The 25,421-nt window shown below is 66.7% G+C and carries 21 protein-coding genes; 11 read left to right on the top strand and 10 right to left on the bottom strand.

The window, feature by feature from the left end:
• The first annotated feature begins 270 nt into the window (after positions 1-270).
• Positions 271-864: a hypothetical protein gene (locus OG874_RS28475; protein WP_330250177.1), complete on the top strand. Its 594-nt coding sequence runs from the start codon at positions 271-273 to the stop codon at positions 862-864.
• 591 nt (positions 865-1,455) lie between these two features.
• Here the strand turns inward: OG874_RS28475 and ychF are convergent.
• Positions 1,456-2,535: a redox-regulated ATPase YchF gene (ychF, locus tag OG874_RS28480; protein WP_330250178.1), complete on the bottom strand. Its 1,080-nt coding sequence runs from the start codon at positions 2,533-2,535 to the stop codon at positions 1,456-1,458.
• 140 nt (positions 2,536-2,675) lie between these two features.
• On the opposite strand from ychF, the gene OG874_RS28485 reads away from it, so the two are divergent.
• The gene (locus OG874_RS28485) at positions 2,676-2,981 is read left to right on the top strand and encodes a type II toxin-antitoxin system Phd/YefM family antitoxin (protein WP_330250179.1); all 306 of its coding nucleotides are present in this window, start codon (positions 2,676-2,678) and stop codon (positions 2,979-2,981) included.
• Entirely contained in the window at positions 2,978-3,400 is a 423-nt protein-coding gene (locus OG874_RS28490; protein ID WP_330250180.1) for a type II toxin-antitoxin system VapC family toxin, read from the top strand. The genes OG874_RS28485 and OG874_RS28490 overlap by 4 nt, the downstream gene beginning before the upstream one ends.
• 5 nt (positions 3,401-3,405) lie before the next feature.
• On the opposite strand, the gene OG874_RS28495 is transcribed toward OG874_RS28490, so the two are convergent.
• Entirely contained in the window at positions 3,406-4,329 is a 924-nt protein-coding gene (locus OG874_RS28495; RefSeq protein ID WP_330250181.1) for a quinone oxidoreductase family protein, read from the bottom strand.
• Between the two features lie 666 nt (positions 4,330-4,995).
• Here OG874_RS28495 and OG874_RS28500 point away from each other — a divergent pair.
• Both OG874_RS28500 and OG874_RS28505 read left to right on the top strand, forming a co-directional pair.
• Positions 4,996-5,832, top strand: a complete 837-nt coding sequence (locus OG874_RS28500) for a helix-turn-helix domain-containing protein (protein ID WP_330250182.1) — start codon at positions 4,996-4,998, stop codon at positions 5,830-5,832.
• A gap of 10 nt (positions 5,833-5,842) precedes the next feature.
• Positions 5,843-6,265 carry a VOC family protein gene (locus tag OG874_RS28505; RefSeq protein WP_330250183.1) on the top strand — a complete coding sequence of 141 codons (423 nt, stop codon included), beginning with the start codon at positions 5,843-5,845 and terminating at the stop codon, positions 6,263-6,265.
• Here the strand turns inward: OG874_RS28505 and OG874_RS28510 are convergent, their stop codons facing one another.
• From OG874_RS28510 to OG874_RS28520, 3 genes are all read right to left on the bottom strand, one after another.
• Positions 6,266-7,174: a carbohydrate ABC transporter permease gene (locus OG874_RS28510; RefSeq protein ID WP_330250184.1), complete on the bottom strand. Its 909-nt coding sequence runs from the start codon at positions 7,172-7,174 to the stop codon at positions 6,266-6,268. It lies immediately after the preceding gene.
• A gap of 76 nt (positions 7,175-7,250) precedes the next feature.
• Positions 7,251-8,129, bottom strand: coding sequence for a carbohydrate ABC transporter permease (locus tag OG874_RS28515; protein WP_330257458.1), 879 nt, complete (start codon positions 8,127-8,129; stop codon positions 7,251-7,253).
• A 92-nt stretch (positions 8,130-8,221) separates the two neighbouring features.
• The gene (locus tag OG874_RS28520) at positions 8,222-9,541 is read right to left on the bottom strand and encodes an ABC transporter substrate-binding protein (protein WP_330250185.1); all 1,320 of its coding nucleotides are present in this window, start codon (positions 9,539-9,541) and stop codon (positions 8,222-8,224) included.
• A 158-nt stretch (positions 9,542-9,699) separates the two neighbouring features.
• Here OG874_RS28520 and OG874_RS28525 point away from each other — a divergent pair, with 158 nt between their 5' ends.
• Positions 9,700-12,021 carry a carbon starvation CstA family protein gene (locus OG874_RS28525; RefSeq protein WP_330250186.1) on the top strand — a complete coding sequence of 774 codons (2,322 nt, stop codon included), beginning with the start codon at positions 9,700-9,702 and terminating at the stop codon, positions 12,019-12,021.
• A complete protein-coding gene (locus OG874_RS44895) occupies positions 11,925-12,281 on the top strand; it encodes a YbdD/YjiX family protein (RefSeq protein WP_442943130.1) in 357 nt (118 codons plus the stop codon). The genes OG874_RS28525 and OG874_RS44895 overlap by 97 nt, the downstream gene beginning before the upstream one ends.
• Before the next feature lie 180 nt (positions 12,282-12,461).
• On the opposite strand, the gene OG874_RS28535 is transcribed toward OG874_RS44895, so the two are convergent.
• The 4 genes from OG874_RS28535 to OG874_RS28550 all read right to left on the bottom strand — a co-directional run bounded on the left by OG874_RS28535 (position 12,462) and on the right by OG874_RS28550 (position 19,656).
• Positions 12,462-12,998, bottom strand: a complete 537-nt coding sequence (locus OG874_RS28535; RefSeq protein WP_330250187.1) for a methylated-DNA--[protein]-cysteine S-methyltransferase — start codon at positions 12,996-12,998, stop codon at positions 12,462-12,464.
• Positions 12,995-14,623: a DNA-3-methyladenine glycosylase 2 family protein gene (locus OG874_RS28540; RefSeq protein WP_330257460.1), complete on the bottom strand. Its 1,629-nt coding sequence runs from the start codon at positions 14,621-14,623 to the stop codon at positions 12,995-12,997. Before OG874_RS28540 ends, OG874_RS28535 begins: the two co-directional genes overlap by 4 nt.
• Before the next feature lie 376 nt (positions 14,624-14,999).
• On the bottom strand, positions 15,000-18,221 hold the full coding sequence (locus tag OG874_RS28545) for an AAA family ATPase (protein WP_330250188.1): 3,222 nt from the start codon (positions 18,219-18,221) through the stop codon (positions 15,000-15,002).
• Positions 18,222-18,474: 253 nt separating this feature from the next.
• Complete coding sequence (locus OG874_RS28550) at positions 18,475-19,656, bottom strand: exonuclease SbcCD subunit D (RefSeq protein WP_330250189.1); 1,182 nt, start codon at positions 19,654-19,656, stop codon at positions 18,475-18,477.
• Positions 19,657-19,975: 319 nt separating this feature from the next.
• Here OG874_RS28550 and OG874_RS28555 point away from each other — a divergent pair, with 319 nt between their 5' ends.
• On the top strand, positions 19,976-21,133 hold the full coding sequence (locus OG874_RS28555) for a DNA recombination protein RmuC (RefSeq protein ID WP_330250190.1): 1,158 nt from the start codon (positions 19,976-19,978) through the stop codon (positions 21,131-21,133).
• A 57-nt stretch (positions 21,134-21,190) separates the two neighbouring features.
• A complete protein-coding gene (locus tag OG874_RS28560; RefSeq protein WP_330250191.1) occupies positions 21,191-22,123 on the top strand; it encodes a DUF6542 domain-containing protein in 933 nt (310 codons plus the stop codon).
• 72 nt (positions 22,124-22,195) lie between these two features.
• Here the strand turns inward: OG874_RS28560 and OG874_RS28565 are convergent, their stop codons facing one another.
• Positions 22,196-23,206, bottom strand: a complete 1,011-nt coding sequence (locus OG874_RS28565; protein ID WP_330250192.1) for a 4-hydroxy-3-methylbut-2-enyl diphosphate reductase — start codon at positions 23,204-23,206, stop codon at positions 22,196-22,198.
• 243 nt (positions 23,207-23,449) lie between these two features.
• Between OG874_RS28565 and OG874_RS28570 the strand changes: the two genes are divergently transcribed.
• Both OG874_RS28570 and xseA read left to right on the top strand, forming a co-directional pair.
• Positions 23,450-24,085 (top strand): lipid droplet-associated protein, encoded by a 636-nt coding sequence (locus OG874_RS28570; RefSeq protein WP_330250193.1) that lies wholly within the window; start codon positions 23,450-23,452, stop codon positions 24,083-24,085.
• Between the two features lie 110 nt (positions 24,086-24,195).
• The gene (gene xseA, locus OG874_RS28575; protein WP_330250194.1) at positions 24,196-25,419 is read left to right on the top strand and encodes an exodeoxyribonuclease VII large subunit; all 1,224 of its coding nucleotides are present in this window, start codon (positions 24,196-24,198) and stop codon (positions 25,417-25,419) included.
• The last annotated feature ends 2 nt before the right edge of the window (positions 25,420-25,421 follow it).

The raw sequence follows: 25,421 nt of genomic DNA on the forward strand, positions 1-25,421 counted from the left end.
GTTCGGTGCACATGCCATCCTCGAGGTAGGCGCGGGCCGCGTCAGCTCACGCGTCGGTGAGGTCGTCGATCCCGACCTCGTCCTGGACGGCCCCCGCAGTCTCGGTGTCGCCACACCACCATCCGCACCGCACTCCAACGGCACCGCTTACGTGCCACGGTCCTTGCATCGCGAACCACCGGTTTCGAGTAACGCACTACCCACGACACCGAACGCATCACGGATCCATCGTGGTCATACGCACGCCAAATACCCACGAAGGAGTACATCATGTGGTCGGTGCGACTGATAATCGGAGTCCTTGCGGTCACCATTTGCGTGGGGACGTCTTTGTCGACCGGTGCCGGGAGGGCCGCCGCCCTCCCGCCAGCAACGAAAGAAATCATTGCAGCCGCCGAGGAGGTTGTCCCTCCATTAGTCAAGAGGCTGGGTCTGGGGGGTACGTTCATAAAGACGATCGAATCGCTCTTCGAATCACAGGCGACGAAATTGACGCCAGTGAAAGAGAGTGTTGAGCTGAACAAATTTAAAACGGAGTGGACCTCGTTTCAGCCAAGGAAGCCACCGTCAGAAGAAGTGGCACCGGTGCGGGGAAAGTTGCCAAGCGCGTACAAGCAGGCAGGTCAGATGCTGTGCGGAACCGCTCTGGACCTGCTTAGCAACCCCAACCAAGCCAGATGGGAATATTTGATAAAGCAGGTCAACAACCAGATTGCAGCACAGAATCCACTCGGGAAAAACCTTGTCATCTATTCCGAACTCAACGATATCTACGAGAAATTCCGGAGCGGTTGCTATTGCGCCGCGACGGCTGAGCTTGCTGTCTTCTTCGCAAAGCAGCGATATTGCGAAGGCGAAGAGTAGCTCGAACCGGCTGCAGCACATTTCGGGGTTTAGCCCCAATGCCGCTCAGTTAGTTGTCCTGCCCGGTTGTCAACCGGGCAGGATGTAGACGATGGCGGTTTTGTAGTTGGTGCGGTCGATGTCGCCTTTTGGCGCGATGTTTGGAGATCGCGCGTTCCTTGCTGCGCTCGACCCACCGCTCGCTGCGGCAGACCCGTCAGCCGCGTGTGCGCCAGCCGCTCAACCCAGCTGGAGAGGTCGTCGGGCGGGACCTGCATACCGGTCGGCTACCACTACCACCCGGGACCAAGGTGCCACTGATGCATATGTACACGAACGACGTGACACCCAAAATCAGTGTGCCCATGTGCGTCCGATGCTGCTGACCTGCTCGACTTTGTCGCTCGTACCAGCTTTCCGCCGAGAACGTCGCCACCCCGCTCGCGGACTGGAACGATGCTGGTGTGGGCCGCAGCCGAGCACTTCCTTATTCAGAGCTGCGGGCGAGCAGTCCGGCCATGAGATGGCCGGGTGTCAGCGCTGCCGAACGAGACTTCGTCCGCAGATACTGTGCCGCTCAAACCGCATCGGTGCTTCAAGCCCCGAGTGCCCTCAAACGTTGAAGCGGAATTCGACTACGTCGCCGTCGGACATAATGTAGTCCTTACCCTCCATGCGGACCTTGCCTGCCGCCTTGGCGGCGGCCATGGAGCCGGCGGCGATGAGGTCGTTGTAGGCGACTACTTCGGCCTTGATGAAGCCGCGTTCGAAGTCGGTGTGGATGACGCCTGCGGCCTTGGGGGCGGTGTCGCCTTGGTGAATTGTCCAGGCGCGGGCCTCTTTTGGACCTGCGGTGAGGTAGGTCTGGAGGCCGAGGGTGTGGAAGCCCGTGCGGGCCAGGGCATGGAGGCCGGGTTCGGTTTGGCCGATGGATTCCAACAGCTCCAGCGCGGATTCGTCGTCGAGTTCCAGGAGTTCGGCTTCGACCTTGGCGTCGAGGAAGACCGAATCTGCTGGTGCGACAGCGGCTTTCAGATCGGCGACCTTTGCCTCGTCGGTGAGTACGGACTCGTCGGCGTTGAAGACGTAGAGGAACGGTTTGGTGGTGAGCAGCGAAAGTTCTTTCAGCAGTTCACCATCCAGCTGCGCGCGGGCGGAGAAAAGGGTCTTACCGCTGTCGAGAACGGCCTGGGCTGCGTTGGCCGCGTCGAGCAGCGGCTTGCGATCCTTCTTGACCCTGGCTTCCTTCTCCAGCCGCGGAATCGCCTTCTCCAACGTTTGCATATCGGCGATGATCAGCTCGGTCTCGATCACCTCGATATCGGCGAGCGGGTCGACCCGGCCGTCGACGTGCACCACATCATCGTCGGCGAAGACGCGCACCACCTGGCAGATGGCGTCGGCTTCGCGGATATTGGCGAGGAACTTGTTGCCGAGCCCGGCGCCCTCGGAGGCGCCCTTGACAATGCCCGCGATGTCCACGAACGACACCACCGCGGGCAGAATGCGCTGGGAACCGAAGATCTCGGCCAGCTTGTCCAGCCGCAGGTCGGGCAGCGGAACCACCCCGACGTTCGGCTCGATGGTCGCGAACGGGTAGTTCGCCGCCAACACGTCGTTCTTGGTCAGCGCATTGAACAGCGTCGACTTTCCGACGTTGGGCAGGCCGACGATTCCGAGGGTGAGACTCACGAGGAGCAGAGTCTACGCGGCGTGACATCGGTCTACCGCAGCGCGCCGGGCGAGAGACCATTGGAACGACCGCTTAAACCCACAGAATCGCGTGTAGCACATCCGTAGCACTACTGTAGGCATCTCGGTATGATGGCGCGATGGGCACACCCGCCGAGCTGCCGGAAATTCCGCAGCGCGAACTTCGCAACGACGCCAGCCGAATTCTGCGCGAAGTCCGAGCCGGACGTTCGTACACCGTCACGGTCGACGGAACCGCAGTCGCCGATCTGGTGCCGCACCGCCAGCTCAGGCGGCGGGCCGCAGTGCCTCGCGACGAGGTCATCGCGGCATTCGCGGGCCTTTCGGGCAGCAGCGACGAGAACGAATTCGTCGACGACTCGCTGTACGACCCATACGACCGCGCCAATCGCCGAGGTGAGTTCACACCCGGAAGCGACGCGTGACCGCCGCCCACGAGCGGGGCTTGGTCGACACTGATGTCGTTATCCTCATCGATGCTGTCGCCCCCGCCGAGCTGCCCGCAGAGATCCTGATCAGCTCGGTGACAATGGCCGAACTCGCCGCCGGACCGCATTTCACGACGGATCCAGGCGAGCGCGCCAGGCGAATCGAGCGTGTCCAGAATGCTGAAGCATTATTTGAACCGCTATTGTTCGACACCCGCGCTGCCAGACGCTACGGCCACGTCATCGCGGCTGTCCTGGCCGCCGGACGAAGTCCGAAGCCACGCAGGATCGATCTGATGATCGCGTCGATAGCTTCCGTGCACCAGCTGCCGCTGTTCACGGTCAACCCGGCCGACTTTGCCGGACTGGACGAGCTCGTGACGGTAATGCCAGTGACCCATCCGGACGCACGCTGAGTCGATCAGGGGATCAGGATGACCTTGCCGAGGTTGGTGCGGGCCTCGATTGCGGCGTGCGCCTGCGCGGCGTCTTCCAGGGCGAACTCAGCGTGGACGGCGGGGCGGAGTTGGCCGGAGGCGAAGTATTGCCAGAGTTCTTGGCGCCAGTGTTCGTAGAGGTCCGGGGAGTTGCGGGCGATGCGGGCCATCTGGAAACCGATCACCGATTTGGCGCCCGCGAGCAGATCGTAGGCCTGAATGGTGCCGCCGCCGGAGCTGTAGGCGACGAGTCGGCCGCCGGAGGTGAGGGCGGCGATGGCCGGAGTGAGGAGGTCACCGCCGACGGCCTCGAGGACGTAGTCGACTGGGTCACCCCAGGATTCCTGCTCGTAGGCGACCACTTCGTCGGCGCCGAGGTCGCGCAGGAAGTCCGCTTTGGCGAGATCAGAGACCGCGGCCACGACGCGTTCCGCCCCGCGTACCCGCGCCAATTGCAGGGCGAGGTGCCCGACACCGCTGGCGGCGGCCGTGATCAGCGCCGACTCGCCCGACTTCGGGTTGGCGGCGTCGAGCGCGCCGAGCGCGACCAAACCGCTGCGGACCAGTGCGACGGCGTCGACGGCCGAGGCACCGTCCGGAATCGGCGAGGCCATCGCCGACGAGAGCAGTGCGTAGTCGGCATAACCGTGGCCGAAGACCAGACCGGTGACGCGGTAACCGGGCATGCAACTGGTAACGCCGTCACCGACCGCGACCACTTCACCCGCAATCTCGCCACCCAGCGCGATCGGCTCACGTGGCTCACGCACTTTGCGCACGACCGGCAAGGTCACACCAACCGCGTCGACCCGGACCAACAACTCCCCGGGGCCGGGCGTCGGAACCTCGGCCGATACGACCTCGAGCACCTCCGGACCACCGCTGCGCTGGTATTGAACCCGCCGCATCACACCTCCAAAAATCCTTAGGAGCGGTAAAGGTAGCTCGCCGCTCCGACAACTCCCCAGCCCTTCACCCACCCGAGTGCGATATCTCACCGCCAGATCGACCTGCGTGAGAGGCACAGATGACACCTTCGCCCTGACTCTCCGTCCGGCCGATCTGAAGCCGCCATCGAAGCGCCCGAACCCATCCGCGCGAACTACCGCCCGAGCCACCCCAGCCGTACGAACCACGCAAGCCGTTGCGGAACCACCCGAGCCGTGCGCACCGTGGGAGCCGCGCACATGCGAACCGCGCGTCACGCAGATTGCGACAGCGCCCAGCCCAGCCGGATCCGAATGCCCGGCGTGCCACCGAGAGCCATCCACGTGACGCACTCGGTGGCCCTCCGCACGGACTGCGGCAACGCCTCAACCCAGCCGGATCTGAAAGCGCCAGCCAGCGTTTGTGCGAAACGACCGGCGAGTCCATCGCGGCCATCGCACCGCCGCCACCAGCCAGAGCGGCTCCCCGTCCGTCGAACAGCGGATGACCCGAGGCCATCGACGAGGACCCGCGGACGAGTCAGCCATGTTCCGTCGACATCAGCCGGCGCGGCTATCCCTCAACGTCGCCAGCTGACCGAAAGAAGTTCACCTTGCGATAGCGGCCAGCGGCGTAGCGTTCCCGATATGGAGCCGACCACCGAAGTGGTGACGGCACGACCGGCACCCGCGCTCGCGGCGTTCATCGACCGCTACACCGGATATCGACTGTCCGGGTTCGCGCCCGGACTGCATCGGGGACTGCCCTCGCGGCATATGACGTTCATCGTCGCCATCGGACCGACCATCGACGTTGTCGCGCAGACGGATCCGCGCCAGACCCCGGATGCGTACGGTTGCGTGCTCAGCGGGCTGCAAGCGAGTTCGGCGACCATTTCGCACAACGGCTATCAGGAGGGCGTGTCGATCGCGCTGACGCCGTTGGGTTGCCGAACCCTGTTCGGGATGCCCGCGGGCGAACTCTGGAACACCTCGGTGGAGTTCGCGGATGTGGTCGGTCCGGCCGGGCGCAAGCTGTGGGAGCAGCTTCAGGAGCTGCCCGCTTGGCCGGATCGTTTCGCGGCCTGCGATCGGGTGCTGACCGAGTTGGCCTGTCACGACCGCGTTGTCACGCCCGAATTGACTTGGGCCTGGCGAACTCTGGTCGATTCCGATGGCACCGCGACGATCGGCCCGCTGGCCGAGGAGATCGGCTGGAGCCGCCAGCATCTGGCACGCCGTTTCGGCACGGAGTTCGGCCTGAGCCCGAAACTGGCCGCGCGGATCGCCCGGTTCGAACGCGCCCGGCACATGATCGCGCGCACCCCGTCTTTCGTCACCATCGCCCAGGTCGCGGCCAGCTGCGGCTACTACGACCAGGCCCATCTGAACCGCGACTTCGCGGAGTTGGTCGGCTGCAGTCCGACCATGTGGCTCGCCGAGGAGATTCCATCTGTCCAAGACGACACCGGGGTCGCTGGATGAGGCTGGGGATATGACGAATCCAACAACAACACCAAGTACCACCCGCACCGCGATCTGGCCCTGCCTGATCTTCCAGGATGCCCGCGCGAGCTCGGAGTTCCTGGTCAAAGCCTTCGGCTTCGAGCTCACCGGGCTCTACGCCCGCGATGATGATCCTTCGATCGTCGAGCACGGCGAACTGCGCTGGCCGCTGGGCGGCGGCATCATGTTCGGCTCGGCGGGCCGCAACGACACCGAATTCGGGCGCCGCGCCATCGGAAACGACTCCGTCTACGTGGTGTGCGAGAACCCGGACGAGTTGTTCGCCAAGGCCACGACGGCAGGCGCCGAGGTCGTGCGCGGCCTGCGGGACGAGGACTACGGCTCGCGCGGCTTCTCGGTCCGCGATCCGGAGGGCAACCTCTGGAGCTTCGGCACTTATTGGGGCGAGTAGTCAGCGACCGCCGAGGCCCGACGCGGCAATGCCACGAACGAAGGCACGCTGAGCGATGGCATACACGACCACCAGCGGCAGCAGAATGACCACCGCAGCGGCCATGAGAATCGGCCACTGCGTGTGGTACTGCCCCTGCAGCCGGACCAAACCCAGTGTCGCGGTGGCGATGTCGTTGCGCTGAATCATGATCAACGGCCACAGGAAGTCGTTCCAGACATTGATCCAGGTGAGTACGCCGAGCACCATGAGCGCGGGCCGAGTGTGCGGCAACAACACTCGCCAGAACACCTGCCACGTGGTGCAGCCGTCGACGATCGCCGCCTCCTCCAGTTCGGCGGGGAGCGTGCGGAAGAACTGGCGCATCAGATAGGTACCGAAAGCGCTGCCGAACAAACCTGGCACGATCATCGCCCAAGGTGTATCGACCCAGCCGAACGCACGCATGAGCAGGAATTGCGGGATCACGGTGACCGTCAACGGCACCATCAGCGTGCCGAGATAGGCGAGAAACAACACCTCCCGCCCACGGAATCGCAAGCGCGCGAACGCATATCCGGCCAGCGCGCAGAAGAACACCTGTCCCGCCGTCACACACAGCGCGTAGCACGCGGTATTGGCCAGCATCCGCCCCAGCGGCAGCAGTTCGAAGACCTTCCCGTAGTTGGACCACTGCGGTCGCGCGGGAACCAGTGTCGGCTCGGTGATCTCACCGTCGCGCTTCAGGGATCCCGACAACGCCCACAGGATCGGCGCCAACGCACACCAGGCGATCCCGATGAGCGCCGCGTAGAGCAGCAGCCCGCGCACGGTCCGACGCAGGATCGCTCGCTCGACCCGACTACCTGCAATGGGCGCACTGACCAGCCGCACCAGAAGTGACCGCCGGACAACCTCATACGCGTTCATGCCTCCGCCTCGCTGGCGCTCGGCTCCGACATGACCGCGATGGCGGCTGTGTCCATTGATCGCTCGCCGCGCTCGCTCACAACTCCACCTCCGCCCGGCGCGCGAACCGCAACTGCGCCAGCGTCAGCACCAACAGGATCGCGAAGATCACCCAGGCCAACGCCGCCGCATAGCCGACTTCGTAGAACCCGAAAGCGTTCTGGAACAACATGATTCCGAGCAGATAGGTCCCCGTCTCCGGCCCACCGTTACCGCCGGTCAGCGCATAGGCCTGGTCGAAGGCCTGAACCGAATTGATAATGGTGATAACGAAAACGAATGACAGCGGCCCGCGAATCAACGGCAGGGTGACCGACCAGAACCGCTGCAGCGCCCCCGCCCCATCGATGCGCGCCGCCTCGTACAGCGTCTCCGGCACCCCCTGCATCGCGGCCAACAGGATGACGGTCGCGAAAGGCACACTCTTCCACACGGTCACGATACTCAGCGAGACCAGCGCCCAATCCGGATCGGTCAGCCACGGCACCGGATCGATCCCGACCCAGCCGAGAACGATGTTGAGCAGCCCGTCATCGGTGGTGAAAATGAAACGCCACACCACGGCCATGGCAACGGTCGAAGCCACCAGCGGCAGGAATGCGATGGTCCGAAAGATCCCGATCCCGGCCAACTTTCGATTGAGCACCGCCGCCACCGCCAGCCCGATCACCACCGTCGGCACCAATGTCAGCACGGTGAACACCGCGGTATTGCGTAATGCGATGAGAAACAACGGATCCGACACGAACAACCGCCGGTAGTTCGCCACCCCGACAAACCGCGGCGCACTGAACAAATCCCACGAATGCAAACTCAGATACAACGAAACCGCCAGCGGCCCCAGCAGAAACACCACCACCGCAGCCACATTCGGCCCCACGAACACCCACCCCGCCCGCTCCCGCCGCCGCGCCAGCCGTCCCCGCTCGCGCGGCGCCGCGCGTGGCACACCACGGCGGGACCTGCTCGCAGTTTGCCGCGGCGATGCACCACTCGGCGGAGAGTGTGTCATGGAGTTTCCAGAAGGGTGTTGATGTCGGTGGTCAGGGAGGGGCTCACGGATGCGGCGGTGGCGGCACCACGTAGGACGCGGTTTCCGCCGCGTTCCAATAGTGCCGAAACCTTGCCCCACACTGGAGTTATCGGCAGTGCACGGGAGTTCTCCGGTCCCTCCGTGAACACCTGGAGGTTGCCGATATCGCGATGGGCGGCGGCGAATCCGGGTGCTGCCATCGCGGATTTCAGCACCGGTACGAACAGACCGGAGGCGGCGATTATGGCCTGCCCGATCGGGCCGGTCGCGAATTTGACGAATTCCCAGGCCTGTTCGATGCGCGGACTATCCGCGGCAATCGACAATCCGGTGCTGCCGACATCGGTGATCGCGCCGGGACCGCCGTGTGGACCGACTGGCAGCACCGTCACATCGATCGGCAACTCATCGTGCCCGGCGAATTCGGAATACAGCCAGTGCCCACCCATCGCCATCGCCGCACGCCCGCGCCGGAACAGATCCGGTGCCGAAACCGATTGCTGATCAGCGACTTTCGGCGCCACGCGATGGCGAAGCGCGAGATCGGCGTAGAACTGGAATCCCTCGGCGAACCGCGGATCGGCAAGATTGGTCCTGGTCGGATCCACCGGCGGCATGAACCACTCCGCCCCGTTGTTCATACCGAAGCAAGCGGCGGAGAAGTACGGCACCCATGCGTCGACGAATCCCCACTGCCGGGTCTGCGTGAGTGCCCGTGCCGCATCGAGGAATTCGTCGAACGACCAGGCATCGTGCCACCGCACCGGTGCGCGCACGCCGGCGTCGGCGAACAGCTTCCTGTTGTAGTAGAGGAACACCCCCGACCACTGCTCCGGCAGCGCGTATTGCCCACCGGCATAGGTGAAGGTGTCATACAGCGTCGGATAGCTGTCCGCACGCAATGCGGCGGCGTACTCGGGATCCCGGTCGAGCAGGGTGCGCAGGTCCAGCAGCACCCCTCGTTCGGCGAGTCCGGCATAGAGCAACTCCCACGCCATCATGACGTCCGGACATTTGCCACCCGCGCAGTAGGTGAGCATCTGCTGCAGTGGGTCCGGCCCGGACATGATGGTGCGGATCCGAATGTCGGGGTGCCGCTTGTGGAACTCGTCGATGATCCGCAGCCGGACCCGCGCCTCCTCCGGCCTGGCCTGGAAGAAGAAGGTGAGCGCGTCGTCATCGGACGCACAGCCGGTCGCGGCAAGCAGCGGCGCGGCAAGCACCGAGCCGAGCAGTGTGCGCCTGCGCAACGGAGCCCTCCTCCAGGGCGGATGTGGAGCTTGGCGGAATCGCATGGCAGCATACGTTTGGCAACACCGAGGTGACCGCCGACACACGAACAAAACTTAACGTTGTCCTAAGGCGACGGAAATCGGCCACGGTCGCCGTCACCAATCGGATACGTTGTCACGTGTTTCAGCAGGATCCTGCGCGTTTTCAGGAGAGTAGACGGATGGCGACAATCGAATATTTGCGGACGGATCCCGATCTGCCGCCCGTCGGGGTGGTTGATCAATCCCCGATCACGCCACGAAAGAAGGCGATCTTCGCGGCGATCGCGGTCGTCGGCGCGATCGCCTGGGCCGTCCTCGCCATCTCGCGTGGTGAGAACGTCAACGCGGTGTGGATCGTGATCGCGGCGGTCTGTACCTATGTGACCGCCTACCAGTTCTACTCCAGGCTCATCGAATACCGGATCACCAAGCCGCGCGACGATGTGGCCACCCCCGCCGAGGCCATGGAGAACGGCAAGGACTACATGCCGATGGACCGGCGGGTGCTCTTCGGGCACCATTTCGCCGCCATCGCCGGCGCGGGTCCACTGGTCGGACCGGTCCTCGCCGCGCAAATGGGCTACCTGCCCGGCACCATCTGGATCATCGTCGGTGTGGTCTTCGCCGGTGCGGTGCAGGACTATCTGGTGCTGTGGGCCTCCACGAAGCGTCGTGGTCGCAGCCTCGGGCAGATGGCCCACGACGAACTCGGCCCGATCGGCGGCGTGGCCGCGATCATCGGTGTGCTGGTGATCATGATGATCCTGCTCGCGGTGCTCGGCATCGTGGTCGTGCAGGCGCTGGCCGCGGTCAAGGGGCCGGACGGCACCCTGCACGGCGGCAGCCCCTGGGGTGTGTTCTCCATCGGCATGACCATCCCGATCGCGCTGTTCATGGGCCTCTACCTGCGCTTCGTCCGGCCGGGCAAGGTCGGTGAGATCTCGGCCATCGGCTTCGCCCTGCTGCTGCTGGCGATCATCTCCGGCCGCTGGGTCTCCGAATCCGGTTGGGGCCGTGACCTGTTCACACTCTCGGGCACGACCATCGCCTGGCTGCTGATCATCTACGGTTTCGTCGCCTCGATCCTGCCGGTGTGGCTGCTGCTCGCACCGCGCGACTATCTGTCGACCTTCATGAAGATCGGCACGATCGGCCTGCTCGCCATCGGCATCGTGATCACCATGCCGGTGCTGAAGGCGCCCGCGGTGTCGCAGTTCGCCCACAACAGCAACGGTCCGTCCTTCGCGGGCAGCCTGTTTCCGTTCCTGTTCATCACCATCGCCTGTGGCGCGCTGTCGGGTTTCCACGCACTCGTCTCTTCGGGCACCACGCCCAAACTGCTGGAGAAGGAGTCGCATGCGCGGATGATCGGCTACGGCGGCATGCTGATGGAGTCGTTCGTCGCGGTCATGGCGATCATCACCGCGAGCATCATCGACCAGCACCTGTACTTCGCGATGAACGCGGGCGCCGGGCTCACCGGCGGCACCGCCGAGAAGGCCGCCGCGTACACCAATTCCCTTGGCCTGAGCGGCGATCCGATTACCGCGGGTGAACTCACCCAGGCCGCCAAGGACGTCGGCGAGACCAGCATCATCTCGCGCACCGGTGGCGCGCCGACGCTGGCGGTCGGCATGTCGGAGGTGATGTCGCAATTCCTGGGCGGCTCCGGACTGAAGGCGTTCTGGTACCACTTCGCGATCATGTTCGAGGCGCTGTTCATCCTCACCACCATCGACGCCGGTACCCGTGTCGCGCGCTTCATGCTCTCGGATTCGCTCGGCAACCTCGGCGGCCCGGCGAAGAAGTTCAAGGATCCGTCGTGGCGGCCCGGCGCCTGGCTCTGCTCGGCCGTGGTGGTCGCGGCCTGGGGCTCGGTGCTGCTGATGGGTGTCACCGATCCGCTCGGCGGGATCTACACGCTGTTCCCGCTGTTCGGCATCTCCAACCAGTTGCTGGCCGCGATCGCGCTCACCGTGGTGCTGACCATTCTGATCAAGAAGGGCCTGATGAAGTGGGCGTGGATTCCCGCGCTGCCGCTGATTTGGGATCTGATAGTGACGATGACCGCGTCCTGGCAGAAGATCTTCTCCGCGGACCCGAAGATCGGCTACTGGAAGCAGCACAGTAACTACGCCGCGGCGCGCGAGGCCGGGAAGTTGCTCGCCCCCGCCAAGAATGCCGACGATATGGACAAGATCGTGCGCAACACGTTCATCCAGGGCAGCTTGTCGATCATCTTCGCGGTGTTGGTGCTGATCGTCGCGGTGGTCGGTGCGGTGGTCTGCTACCGGACCTGGCGGGCGGGCGGCGGGCCGAGCAGCGAATCGCCGGAGGAACCGTCGAAGATCTTCGCGCCGCGCGGGTTCATCGCGACCCCGGAAGAGAAGGCGGTGCAGAAGGAATGGGATGCCCTGATCGAATCGGGGCAGGTCCGCGCGCCGGGCGCCGCGCATTCGAAGGGCGCGCCAGCGGAAACAGCGGGGCCGGCGCCACATTGACCGCAGCATCGCCGCCCAGTGACGGCCGGTCACCCCGACCGGCCGTCGCTCGGCGTCTGCGTGCGGCCGGAAGTACCTGTGCCGCAAAGGTTCGCGCGTTCGGATCGTGGTTCAACGCGGTGCTCGGCGGGCAGGATTATCAGCGCTACGTGGACCATCTGCAGCGCAACCATCCCGGATGTGAGATCCCGTCCGAGCGTGAGTATTGGCGTCGACGTCATGCCGACGCGGACAACAATCCGCAGAACCGCTGCTGTTGAGCCGCCATTCGGTGTGATTGCGCTGCCGATAGGTTGGGTCCGTCGCCCGATCTGGGCCGAAACCTGATCCAGCGCGGGATAGTTCGAGGCACCTGGGACTAGAACGTGCCATGCCGTTCCGGTGCGCGACTGCTCGATACGCGCCCGGGTGAAAATGAGCCACAACGGTCGGGCGCGGGACTACTCGATCCGCAGCTGGGCGTCGGGCGCACCGCCCTCATGGTCCAGCAGCCAGCGTTTCACCGGCAGGCCCCAGCGGAACCCGCCGAGCGCGCCGCCGATGCGCAGTACACGGTGGCAGGGCACGAACAATGCCGCGGCATTGCGGGCGCAGGCGTTGGCGGCCGCGCGGGTGGCGTCCGGGCGTCCGGAGATGGCGGCGTATTCGGTGTAGGTGACCGGGGCGCCCGCTGGGATCTTGCGCAGCACTTCCCATGCGTACATGAGGAATTCGCCGGATTGCTGGCGAACCTCGATGGGATCGATGGCGGTCAGCTCGCCGCGGTGGTAGGCCGCGATCGCGCGGCTCACCGCGCCGAGTTCGTCGCGCTGGCGCAACTTGCCGGGACGCAGACTCGGGTGGATCAGCTGCCGCAAGTTTTCGGCGTCGGTGGTCCAGCCGGAGGCGAGTACGACGCCATCGGCATCGACCAGCGCGGTGAAGGGGCCGATCGGCGTCTGCGAGGTCGCGAAATCAGCTGTCTGTGGCGCGGTCACGATCTGGCCTTCGCTCTCGATGCGGCGACAGACTTCGTCGCGAGTGACTTCGGTGGGGTGGCTTTACGACCGGCGAGTGCGGCCTTCCACAGGTGCATGGACAGATACGAGCGCCACGGCGCCCAGCGCGCGGTATCGGTGAGGTCGACCCCGAGCAGTGCGGCGCCCTGGCGGACAACGAGATCGGTATCGAGCAGGACATCCGGATCGGCCAGCAACCGCATGCTCACGTAATCGGCGGTCCACGGTCCGACGCCGTCCAGCGCCAATAGTTCGCGGCGTAGATCGTTGGCGGTGCGGCCCTGATGTAGCACCAGATCGCCGGAGGCGAGCGCCGCGGCTACGCCGATGATCGAGCGGATTCGACGCGCCGGGCCGGTCAGTACCTCGGCCCCGCGTTCGGCGATCACGGCCGGGGTCGGGAACAGCCGCGAGACCGGTCCGTCGATCGGCTCGCCGAGCGCCTCGACCAGCCGGGCCGTGTGGGTCGCGGCCGCTGAAACCGAGATCTGCTGCCCGATCATGGTGCGCAACAACAACTCCGGACCATCGAGACAGCCCGGCACCCGGATGCCTGCGGTGAACGGCGGGCGCGCGGGAGCGCGGCGCGCGGTACTCGCGCCGACGTTGAACGGGTGGCCGGCCGGTGCCGAACCGGCATCGGGGAGATCTTGCGCGGAGGTTGCCATGGCGGGCGGGTCGGCGGGCACCACGCCGAGCGCCTCATCGATGCCGACCGGGTCGGCGTCCAGATCCAGCAGGTGCCGCAATCGGGCGACGGTGGGCGCGAGGTCGCGCATATCGTGCAGGGACAGTTCGGCGCGCACGTGATCGCGCTGGAAGCTCAGGCGCGTGGTCGCATGGCCGTGCGGCGTGCGCACGCTCCGGGTATAGGCGCGGTCCTCCCACAGTTCTATGCCCGGCGCCACATGTGAGGAGAGGAACCACTCCAACCAACCCCGGTCCAGCGGTTCCCGGAACGGGAGTCGCAAGGTGAGTGAACCGTTGGTGGCGGGCACGACGTGATTGCCCGAGCGCGTCACCCGCTGCGCCTCGGTGCGCATGATGGTGGGGCTGACCGCAAACACCTCGCGGACGGTGTCGTTGAACTGGCGAATGCTGGCGAATCCGGCCGCGAAGGCGATATCGGACATCGGCATATTCGTGGTCTGGATCAGCAGCCGCGCGGTGTGCGCGCGATGGGCCCTGGCCAACGCCAGCGGGCCGGCCCCCAGTTCGGTGGTGAGCACTCGGGTCAGCTGGCGCTGCGAGTAGCCGAGGGTGGCGGCCAGCGCGGGTACGCCGCCGCGCTCGATGACGCCGTCACCGATCAGCCGCATCGCCCGCGCGGCCAGATCGGCCCGGGTGTTCCAGAGTGGCGAACCCGGTGCGGCATCGGGCAGGCAGCGGCGGCAGGCGCGGTATCCGGCCTGCTGCGCCGCCGCGGCGGTCGGCAGGAACGTGACGTTCGTCGGTTTCGGCGTGATCGCCGGACATGAAGGGCGGCAATAGATTCCGGTAGTTCGCACCGCGGTGAAGAACTGGCCGTCGAATCGGGAGTCCCGGGTCGACACCGCCCGATAGCAGCGCTCGAAATCCAAAGCCGTGATCGTCACCCAATCCACAATGGCAGTAACCGGCACCAGGCGCTAGCGGAAATCCGCCACATACCCACGCGGTGTGGCTGGACCAGGACAGGCTGCGAGTGGCCGGAGCGCCTATTCTCGCGGCCAATATGCGGTATCCCGCTGATCAGCGCTCAGCACGACCGCAGGGGTAGCGCGGGCCGATCTGCCCGCTCATCGCGAACACGGGTATGCCGCAGATGATTGCCATGATGTTCAACCCGATTCCGGCAGCGGTCGCACTCGGCACGTATGGCGAGCGCGACTCATTGTGCCTGCAGTGGGGCCAGTACCCGGGGGCCTGAACACCCATTCCCGCAGCGAATACCTGAAGCGCAGGTATGGCGGTGCAAGCTGGCGGGCGCCGCGGTGCCGGTCAGGCGACGGTGGTGCGGAGTTGGGAGCCTGCTCGGCCGCGGATGACGTGCAGGCGGCTGGGGATGCGCTGGCGCATTTCGTCGACGTGGCTCACCACGCCGACTACGCGGCCGCCTGCGCGGAGTTCGTCGAGGACGCCCATCACCGCGTCGAGGGTGTCGGCGTCGAGTCCGCCGAAGCCTTCGTCGATGAAGATGGTGTCGAGGACCACGCCGCCGGATTCGGCGGCCACGGTGTCGGCGAGGCCGAGGGCGAGTGACAGTGCGGCCATGAAACTTTCGCCGCCGGAGAGGGTTTTGGCGGGGCGGATGGCGCCGGTGTAGTCATCGCGGATGTCGAGGCCGAGGCCGCCGCGACGACCGCGTGGGCCTGCCTTGTCGGAGTGCACGAATTCGTAGCGGCCGCCGGACATGCGGCGCAGGCGAACGGATCCGGCCAGTGCGACTTCCTCCAACCTTGCGGCGAGTACATAGGAACGCAGTGACATTCGCCGGTTGTTCTCACCGCGACCCGCGACCACCTCGGCGAGCCCTGCCAGTTCCTCATGGGCGCGCTGCACCGGCGCGATCCGGTCTACCGCGGCCCACAGTTGACCGCCCAAGTCCTCCAACTGGTTCACTCGCCGCGTGGCCTCGGCGTGCGCGGCGACCGCGGCGTTCAACTGGGCCTGCGCGGCGGCGACGGCGGTCTCCAGCTCGTCGAGATCGCCGGGTTCGGTCGATGCGGCGGTTCGGATCTCCGGCTCCGCCAGCACCGCTTCCGCATGCGCGCGAGCCCGATCGGCCGCGACCAATTCCGCGTCGATCTCCTGCTGCCGCTGCGTGGTTCGCGAGGCGTCGGTGACTACCCGCGCATAGGCCGTCAACAAAGCGACATCATCACGCGGCACCCTCGCATTCGGTGACGCCGAAGCGGCGGTGTCCGAATCGTCGGCGACCGGGCGATCGGCCACGTCGCCCACGCCGGCATCGTCGACCCCCGAAGCATTCGGGACAACTACCCGGCTCGGCGCTGGTGCACCAGCCTGATCACCGGACGGCGCCTGCTCGATGACGAAACCTGCTGCGAGTGCGAGGCTTTCGACGCGATCGGCGATGACGGTGACTTGCTCGGCGGCGGCCGATGCGTCGTTGCGGGCGTCGCGGAGGGCGGTGGCGTCGCCGATCAGAGTGTTGAGCCGCGAACGGCGGCGGTCGATGGTTTTGTCGGCGCCCGCGGCGGTGTGCAGGCGGTCGGTGAGTTCGGTCAGACGGGTGGTGGTGGCGGCGATGCGGGTGGTGACGGTGCTGCGGCGGGTGTCGGATTCGCGGAGTTCGTCGTGCAGGCGGGTTTCGTCGGTGCGCAGGCGGGACAGTTCGGCGGTGAGGCTGTCGGCGAGGGCGGCGAGTTCGGCGGCGTCCTCGTAGCGGTCGGTGGCGGTGCGCAGGGCGGCGGCCAGTTCGACTCGGTCGGCGTCGCCACCGCGGGCGATGAGGGCTTCGATTTCGCGTTCCAGGCCGGTGATTCGGGCCAGCACCCGGTCGCGGGCGTCTTCGGCCGTACGTTCGTCGGCCGCTGCCGCCTCCTCGGCATCCTTCGATACCGCGCTGGCCCCGGGGCGAGCGGGCGCGGGGTGGTCGGCGGATCCGCATACCGTGCACGGCTGTCCGTCGGTCAGCTGACCGGCGAGCTCCGCCGCCATCCCGGCCAGCCTGCGCTCACGCAGCTCGAGGACGCGTTCCTTGGCATCGTTGTGGGCGGTGCGGGCCGATTCGAATTCGATCCGGGCGTGGTCGAGAGTTGTTCGGTGACCGGCGAGTTCGACCGCGGCCGTCGCCGCGATCTGCAGGCGTTCGCATTCGGCGGTCAGCGCGGGCAGTTTGGTTGCGGCCTCGGTGGTTTCGCGCAGCCGGGCGTCGATGGTGGCGATCGATTCGGGCAGCTGCTGGCGCAGTCGGGTCAGTTTGTCCACGCGGCCGGACAGTGCGGCGTCCTCGTCGCGCAGCTCGGCAAGTTCGCAGGTGAGCCGAGTCGCGGTGGCCGCGTCGGCGCTCACCTCGTCGAGCGCACCGATCTGAGCGCTCCACCGCCTGATGGCCGCATCGACATCGGCGGCCGCGGCGACGGTCGGTGCCCCGTCGGGGCCGGGCTCGACCGTGACGAGTTCATTGCCAGCAACATCCGCACCTGCGGGCTCGGCCAGCAGTACAGCCAATCGTGCTGCGATGCGGTGGGTTTCGTCGGTCTTGCGTCTGGCGTGCACCACCGCGGTGCGAGCTTCATCGATCGCCTCGGCGACCGGTGCGGCCCGGCGGGCGAGTTCCAGTTCGGCCTGCAGATCGGCACGGTGATCGGCGGCGGCCGCGTATTCGTCGAGCCGCTGGCGGGCGGCGGTCATCCGGCGGCGCAGTTCGTGCAGGCGACGTTGTTCCTCGGCGAGGGTTCTGGTGCGCGCCGATTCCTGTTGGCACCGTTCGGCTTCCGCGGCAGCGGTGGTGAGGGTGTCGCGCGCGGTCGCCAGCAGATCCTGCGACCAGCCGATCGCTTCCAACGGACCGACGGATTCGGCCGCGGCCTCCCCTGAGGCAACCGCCACCTGGGCGATCAACCGGTCGATGCCCTGCTTGCGGGACTCCACCTCGGCGGCCGAGGCACGACGCCGATCGGCCAGCCACTGCTCGGCGCTGCCGAATCGCTCAGTGTCGAAAAGCTTTTCGAGCAGCTTCTCGCGGTCCTCGTTCTCCGCGCGCAGGAACCGCGCGAAATCACCTTGCGGCAGCAGTGCGACCTGGAAGAACTGATCGGCGCTCATGCCGAGCAATCGGATGATCTCGTCCCCGATATCGGTGAGGCGAGCAAGGTTCGTGCCACGCCCGTCCAGCCATTCCAGTGTCGCGGCGGCGTTCTCCTTGACCCAGCCGCTCTTGGCCCGCTTACTCGGCCGCTGGAATTCCGGCGAACGCGTCAGTCGCACGCGACGGCCGCCGAGCGTGGCCTCGAGCACCACCCGCGGCGGCGTCTGCTCATCGGCATGATCCGAGTGCAGCCGCTTACTCTCGCCCCGTGCGCCCGGCACGCTGCCGTACAGCGCGAACGCGATGGCGTCGAGCACCGTCGTCTTCCCCGCGCCGGTCTGCCCGTGCAGCAGGAACAGCCCATCCGCCCCGAGCGCGTCGAAGTCGACAACCGTGGTCTCGGCAAACGGCCCGAACGCGGTCATCTCCAGCCGGTGCAGCCTCATGCAACGCCCCCGGTAATCGCTGTCCACGGGGCGGGCGCAACGCCGACCGGCGTCCGGCGAACTGAGCAGAATTCGCTCCCCGCGCCAGCGTCCACGGCAGATCTGCCGCGAGGACCGATGTTCGGCTCCGACGGCCCCGCAATGCGACTGGCTCCGGGGCCGCACCCGGACTCGATTCTCCGCAGCACGCAGCGCACCCCGGTACCGATCGCCGGTCTGGCTGGGCATGCTTCGCGGGCCGGCCGATACCCGCTCACGCGGAGAGTTCCCCGGCGAGGGTGACCGCGGCGGGAACGACCCGATCGGGTTCGGCGACCGCGGCGGCGAGTGCCCGTTCCAGCCAGGCCATTTCGCCCGGGGTGGGTTCGCCGCGGACGTCGGTGAGGAAGCTCTGCGCTACTTCGGTATCGCGGCGACCGTGCACGCGCTCACGGTAGCGCAACTCCGGGTTGCCTTCCGGGCGTGACCATTCCACGTGGACCGCGTGTGGGAAGCGTTCGCGCAATTTGCGCATGGCGTCGACGGGGCGGGCGTAGTCGGTCAGCGTCGCCGAGACGTAGTGCTCCTCGGCCTCGGAATGGGCTGCGTCGGTGAGCAATTCGTCGAGGGTGCCGGTGAGGCGGCTCAAGCCGCGCACGACTGGAAGGTCGCGGCGCTGCACCGAACGCAGGCCGGTGGCATCCAGATCGACGAGCCAGACGGCCTTGCGGTGGGAGGTCTCGGCGAACGAATACGGCAGCGGGGAACCGCAGTAGCGCACCGATTCCGACAACGTCTGCGGCGAATGCAGATGGCCGAGCGCCACATAGTCGATGCCGTCGAACGCGGACAACGGCACCGTCTCCACCCCGCCGACCGAGATCGAGCGCTCCGAACCGGTCGCCGCGCCGCCGACGACGAAGGCGTGCGCGAGCACCACCGTGCGGGTACCCGGACGCTCGGCGATATCGGCCCGGATCCGGCTCATCGCCGCGTCCAGAATGTCCGCGTGCGAACGCGCCAGTGGCGCACCGAGTTCGGCGCGGGTGATCTCCGGCTCCAGATAAGGGATGCCGTAGAACGCGATCGCACCGTGCTCATCGGACAGCAATACCGGCTGATCGGCGGCGGCGACGGTGGTGCGCAGATGCAGTCCGCCCGCCGCCGCGAAACTGGCACCCGCGCCGAGCCGCGTCGGTGAGTCGTGATTGCCGGAGGTCGCGATGATCTGTGCCCCCGCCGCGCGGATGGCCTCGAAACCCTGGATACACACCGCGATCGCGTCGGCACTGGGTATCGACCGGTCGTACACATCCCCCGGCAGTACGACCACGTCCACCGACTCCGCGGCCACCAACGCGGCAACGGCCGCGAGCGCACGAGCCTGATCGGCGAGCAGATCGACTCCATGGAATGTGCGCCCGATGTGCCAGTCCGAGGTGTGCAGCATCCGCATGGCGCCAAACCGTAGGCGAACCCACCGACAGACTTCAATTGCTGTGCCCGCCGTGTCGGATAGCGGTACCTCCCCTCCGGCGTGTTCACGGCGTTTCTCGATGACTGCGCGACACATTCGCGGGCGCAGTCTCGCCACGCAGCCGTGCAACGACGGGCCGCGAACCGAGATCGGACAACGCCCCGCTCGATTTGCTGCGCCATCTCCGTGACCAACGGAACAGTCCGAACCCACGGCTCCCAGCTATTTGCCGACGCGCTGCTGCCCGATAGCTCGCGGAGTTCGAACTTTGTCGGTGGGGTGGGGCACTATCTGCGCTATGACCGCACCGATGCTCGTCGCACTGATGCTGGTATTCGCCGCTGGGGTAGGGCTCGGGTGGCTCGGGCATACGGCGCGCGCCGGGCATCGGGCGACGGCGGCCGAGGCGAGACTGGCCGCGGCCACCGACAACGAGCGGCTACTGCGGCAGTCGCTCACCGCGGCGAACGAGGATGCGGCACGCAGACATTCGCATGCGATCGGTGCCATGGTCGATCCGCTGCGCGAGGCCGTCGGCGCGCTGAACCAGCACATCCAGCAGGTCGAACACCATCGCATCAACGCCTATTCGAGTCTGCGCGAACAGGTCGCAGGCATGCAGCGCACCTCGCATCAGCTGACCAGCCAGACCAGTCAGTTGGTCGCCGCATTGCGCGCGCCGCAGGTACGCGGACGCTGGGGTGAGATCCAGTTGGAGCGAGTGGTGGAGCTGGCGGGCATGACCAGACACTGCGATTTCGACACCCAGGTGACCAGGGCCGCGCGCGGCGACGGCACGACCGAACGCACCGGCATGGTGCGCCCGGATCTGGTGGTCAACCTCGCGGGTGGCAGGCAGATCGTCGTCGACGCCAAGGTGCCGTTCACCGCATATCTCGACGCCACCATGTCCGATGACCCGGACGAGCGCGCCGAACTACTCGGCAGGCATGCCAAACATCTGCGCGCCCATATCGATCAGCTGGCCGACAAGGCGTATTGGCTGGCCTTCGATCCCACACCGGAGTTCGTGGTGCTGTTCGTGCCGGGCGACCCGTTCCTCGACGCGGCGCTGACCACCGATTCCGGACTACTCGAGTACGCCTTCGGCCGCAACGTGATCCTCGCCACTCCCACTACTTTGATCGCATTGCTGCGCACGATCGCGTTCGGGTGGCGACAGGAGGCGTTATCCCGCGATATGGCAACCGTGCAGCAACTGGGCCGCGAGTTGTACAACCGGCTCGGCATGACCGGTCGGCATCTGGACCGGCTCGGCGCGCAACTCGGTAAGGCCGTCGACGCTTTCAATTACACCGTCGCGTCGGTGGAGTCACGAGTGATGGTCACCGCGCGCAAACTCCACGATCTGGAAATCGCCGAACAGGAGGTGCCAGCAATCCAGCGGGTCGATACCTGGCCGAGGGCAGTCGGCTTCGCCGACGCCGACGATTAGCCCGGACGACCGCCGTGCCGTAACACCGCCGAACGCGGCGGCAGTTAGTGTCATAGTGTGGCTGTTTCCCAACGTGTGCGAACCCAGGTGCTCGCGCCACAGCGTTCGATCCTGCCCTCGGTACCGGGTATCCCGGCCGGGGCAGCGGTCCTGATCGCGGTCGCGTGCACGTTTCTGGGGTTCCTGATCGATGCCCACGGCGAAAGTAACGAGCTGACCGGGACGTTCAACGCGTTGTATGTCATCGGCTGCATCGCGGCGGTGCTCGCCGTTCGCTACCGCGGACTGTTCACGACGATGGTGCTGCCGCCGCTGCTGCTGTTCATCGCGGTGCCGCTGGCTTATCAGCAACTGACCGGTCACACCTCGACCGGTATGAAGGACATCCTGCTGAACCTGGCGATCCCGTTGGTGAACCGCTTCCCGGTGATGGCGTTGGCCACCGTGCTGGTCCTGGCGATCGGCGGTGGACGGATACTGCTACATCGGCGCGGGGAGGCCGCCGAGCGCACTGGTGAAGCCCGTAAGGGCACCAGTTGGGGCCGCAGCAGCACACTGAAGCGGCCGCGGACCGAACGCACCGAAGGCGGCTCACTTGCCGACTCCGCGCGCCGCCGCACCCGCCGTCCGCAGGTCGATCCCGCGGACCTCGATACCGATCTGCATCTGCCGCGACCATCGCGTCGCGCGGCGTCGGAGGTCGCGGACACACCGCCACGCGTAGGCGGCGCGGCCAAGACCGGCCGAGCCGACGAGCGCCCGGCCCGCGAGGACCGACCGGCCCGCGTCGAGCGCCCGGCCCGGGATCGACAGCCGAATACCCGCGCCACCCGCCCGGCAGCGGCAACCTCTCGGGCCGAAGGAGATTCGAGCCGGGCGGCCACCACCAGGCGGCGCGGCGAGGTACCGCCGCCGCATCCGCAGCCCAATGTCCGCTACCGCGAACGCGATTCGAGCCGTACGGAGCGACGGCGGCCGGAAAACCTTTAGCCGGACGGCTTCTCGTCCACTGCGCCCTCCGCGCGGAAACCCTGGCTCGAACCAGACAGCCCCCGGCCGAACTCAGCGACGCGAAGCGCGCAGCTCCCGGGGCAATGCGAAAACCAGCGTCTCGTTGGCGGTGGTCACCGGCTGCACATCACCGAAACCGTGCTCGGCCAGCAGATCGAGCACCCCGCGCACCAGGATCTCGGGCACCGAGGCACCGGAGGTGACACCGATCGTGCGCACCCCGTCCAACCACGCCAGATCAACCTCGCGGGCGTAGTCGACCAGGTGCGCGGCCTTGGCGCCCGCACCGAGCGCGACCTCGACCAACCGCACCGAATTCGATGAATTGCGCGAGCCGACCACGATCACCAGATCGCATTCCGGCGCCATCGCCTTCACCGCGATCTGCCGATTCGAGGTGGCATAGCAGATGTCGTCGCTAGGCGGATCCTGCAGCGTCGGGAACCGCTCCCGCAACCGCTGCACCGTCTCCATGGTCTCGTCGACACTGAGCGTCGTCTGCGACAGCCAGATCACCTTCGACTCATCACGCACGGTGACCCGGTCGACCGAATCCGGCCCGTCCACGAGCTGCACATGCTCGGGCGCCTCCCCCGCAGTGCCCTCGACCTCCTCGTGCCCCTCGTGACCGATCAGCAGAATGTCGTAGTCGTCACGGGCGAAGCGCTTGGCCTCCTGATGCACCTTGGTCACCAGCGGGCAGGTCGCATCGATGGTGCGCAGATTGCGCGCCGCCGCCGACTCGTGCACCGCGGGTGAGACACCGTGCGCGGAGAACACGACCAGCGCGCCCTCGGGCACCTCATCGGTCTCGTCGACGAAGATCACGCCCTGCTCGCGCAGCGTCTCCACCACGTGGCGGTTGTGCACGATCTCCTTACGCACGTAGATCGGCGCTCCGTGCTTGTCGAGCACTTTCTCCACCGTCTCCACCGCGCGGTCCACACCGGCGCAGTAGCCACGCGGCTCCGCTAGCAGCACACGCTTACCACCATCGGCATCGGCGGATCCGGAACCAGCCGAGCGGGCGATTCCGACATTCAAGGGGATGGCCGAAGACATGCCACTCAGCTTACGTGCGTCCGGCGAACCCGGGACGGCCGGTCACCGCCTCCGCCAGGTCATTCTCGACACACTCGTACCGACGGAAAACGCGGCCGATTGATGCAGAACCCCGGGCGCGTGCGGTCAAGCCCGGGGGAGGCAGGCTGCGTAAGCACCTAGGGGCCCGCTCGCGCCGTATCAAATTCCGTGTCTGTGACACTGGTGCTTTGCATAACATCCCGTATCGGGCAGGCTAGGAGCATGTTTCGACCACCGTTCCTGGCCCGGGTCGCTGCCGGAGCCGCCGTATACGCCATCGAAGAAACCCGTCGGTTACCCACTGCCGCAATGAATTTCCCGATCACCGCGATCAGCCAGATGCTGCAGACCACCATGCACGTCCAGCAGTTCGTGACCAGCCTCGCCCTCAAGGGCGACGGCGTCTTCGACCGTCTCACCAACTCTCCCGTCGAACAACCCGAGTGGGCGACCTTCGACGAGGACGCGGACCCCGAATTCGCCGCGCCCGCCCGCACCAGCAGTTTCGACCTGTACGCCGCCGACGAAGCCGCCGAGTTCAGCAAGCCCGACACCCTGTCCACCGAAGCCGCCGCCCGTGCCGGTGAGCGCAATGGTCACGCCACCTCGGTGCAGACCATCGCCGAGCCGGAGACCGAGGTCGCCGCGGCCCCCGAACCCGAGCCCGAGGTCGTCGAGCCCGAGGTAGCCACCCGCTACGACTACGCCAATATGACCCTGGCCCAGTTGCGCGCCCGCCTGCGCATGCTGACCGTCGATGACCTGAACGCACTGCTGGACTACGAACAGCGCACGCGCGCCAGGGCGCCGTTCGTGACCATGCTGACGAATCGGATCGCCACCGTGCGGGCCCAGTGACAGAACCCCCCACGTCATCGTCGACGGTTGGCCGGGAACCTTCCGGCCAACCCGACCGAACCGCCGCCCCTGCGTCGCAGAGCGCGCCCACCAACTCCGCCGAACACCCGATGCCGGTGCGTTCGGTATCCATCAAGGTCGCGCAATGGATCGATCGGCTCGGCAGCATCTGGGTCGAGGGCCAGATCACCCAGATCAACCTGCGCCCCGGCACCAGCACCGCATTCCTGGTGCTGCGTGACACCTCCGCCGATATGTCGCTGTCGGTGACCTGTCATCCGGACCTCATCCGCCGATCCGAGGTCCCGCTGCAGGAAGGCAGCCGGGTCGTCGTCTACGGCAAACTCGCGTTCTTCACCGGTCGCGGCACGATTTCGTTGCGCGCCATGGAGATTCGCCCGGTCGGTATCGGCGAACTGCTGGCCCGCATCGAACGTTTGAAGGCATTGCTCGCCGCGGAGGGACTCTTCGATCCCCGGCTGAAGCGGCCGATTCCGTTCCTGCCCAAGACCATTGGACTGATCACCGGCCGCGCCGGCGCCGCCGAGCGTGATGTGCTGACCGTGGCCCGCAACCGTTGGCCCGCAGTGCGTTTCGAGATCCGCAATACCGCGGTACAGGGCCCGAGCTCGGTCCCGCAGATGCTGCAGGCGCTGGCCGAACTCGACCGCGATCCGGCCGTCGAGGTGATCGTGCTGGCCCGCGGCGGTGGCAGTGTCGAGGATCTGCTGCCCTTCTCCGATGAGGCGCTATGCCGCGCGATAGTCGCCGCGACCACCCCGATCGTCAGCGCGATCGGCCACGAACCCGATAACCCGCTCTGCGATCTCGTCGCCGACCTGCGCGCGGCCACCCCGACCGACGCCGCCAAGCGCATCGTGCCCGATGCGGCCGCCGAACTGGCCGGGGTCCGCGATATGCGGGCCCGCGCCGCCGCCGCGCTGCGCGGCTGGGTCGATCGCGAGACCAGGGCGCTGGCGCAGCTGCGCTCCCGGCCGGTGCTCGCCGACCCGCTGCGCGAACTCGACCGCCGCTACGACGAGATCGAGCGCCTGCGTACCGCCGCGCGCCGCACCGTCGAACAGTTGATCCGCACCGAAGACACCGCCACCCGCCACCTGCGCGAGAAACTCACCGCCGTGGGACCGGCCGCCACCCTGGCCCGTGGCTACGCTGTCGTGCAGCGCGTCAACGGCAAGCAGCGGCATGTGGTCCGCTCGATCGAGGACGCGCCGGCGGGCAGTCAGCTGCGGATCCGGGTCGCCGACGGCGCGATCACCGCGGCGGCATTGGGCACGCAGGCATTGGGCAAGACCGACACCGGGAGGAACTGACC

Source organism: Nocardia sp. NBC_00565, assembly GCF_036345915.1.
Classification (GTDB): domain Bacteria; phylum Actinomycetota; class Actinomycetes; order Mycobacteriales; family Mycobacteriaceae; genus Nocardia.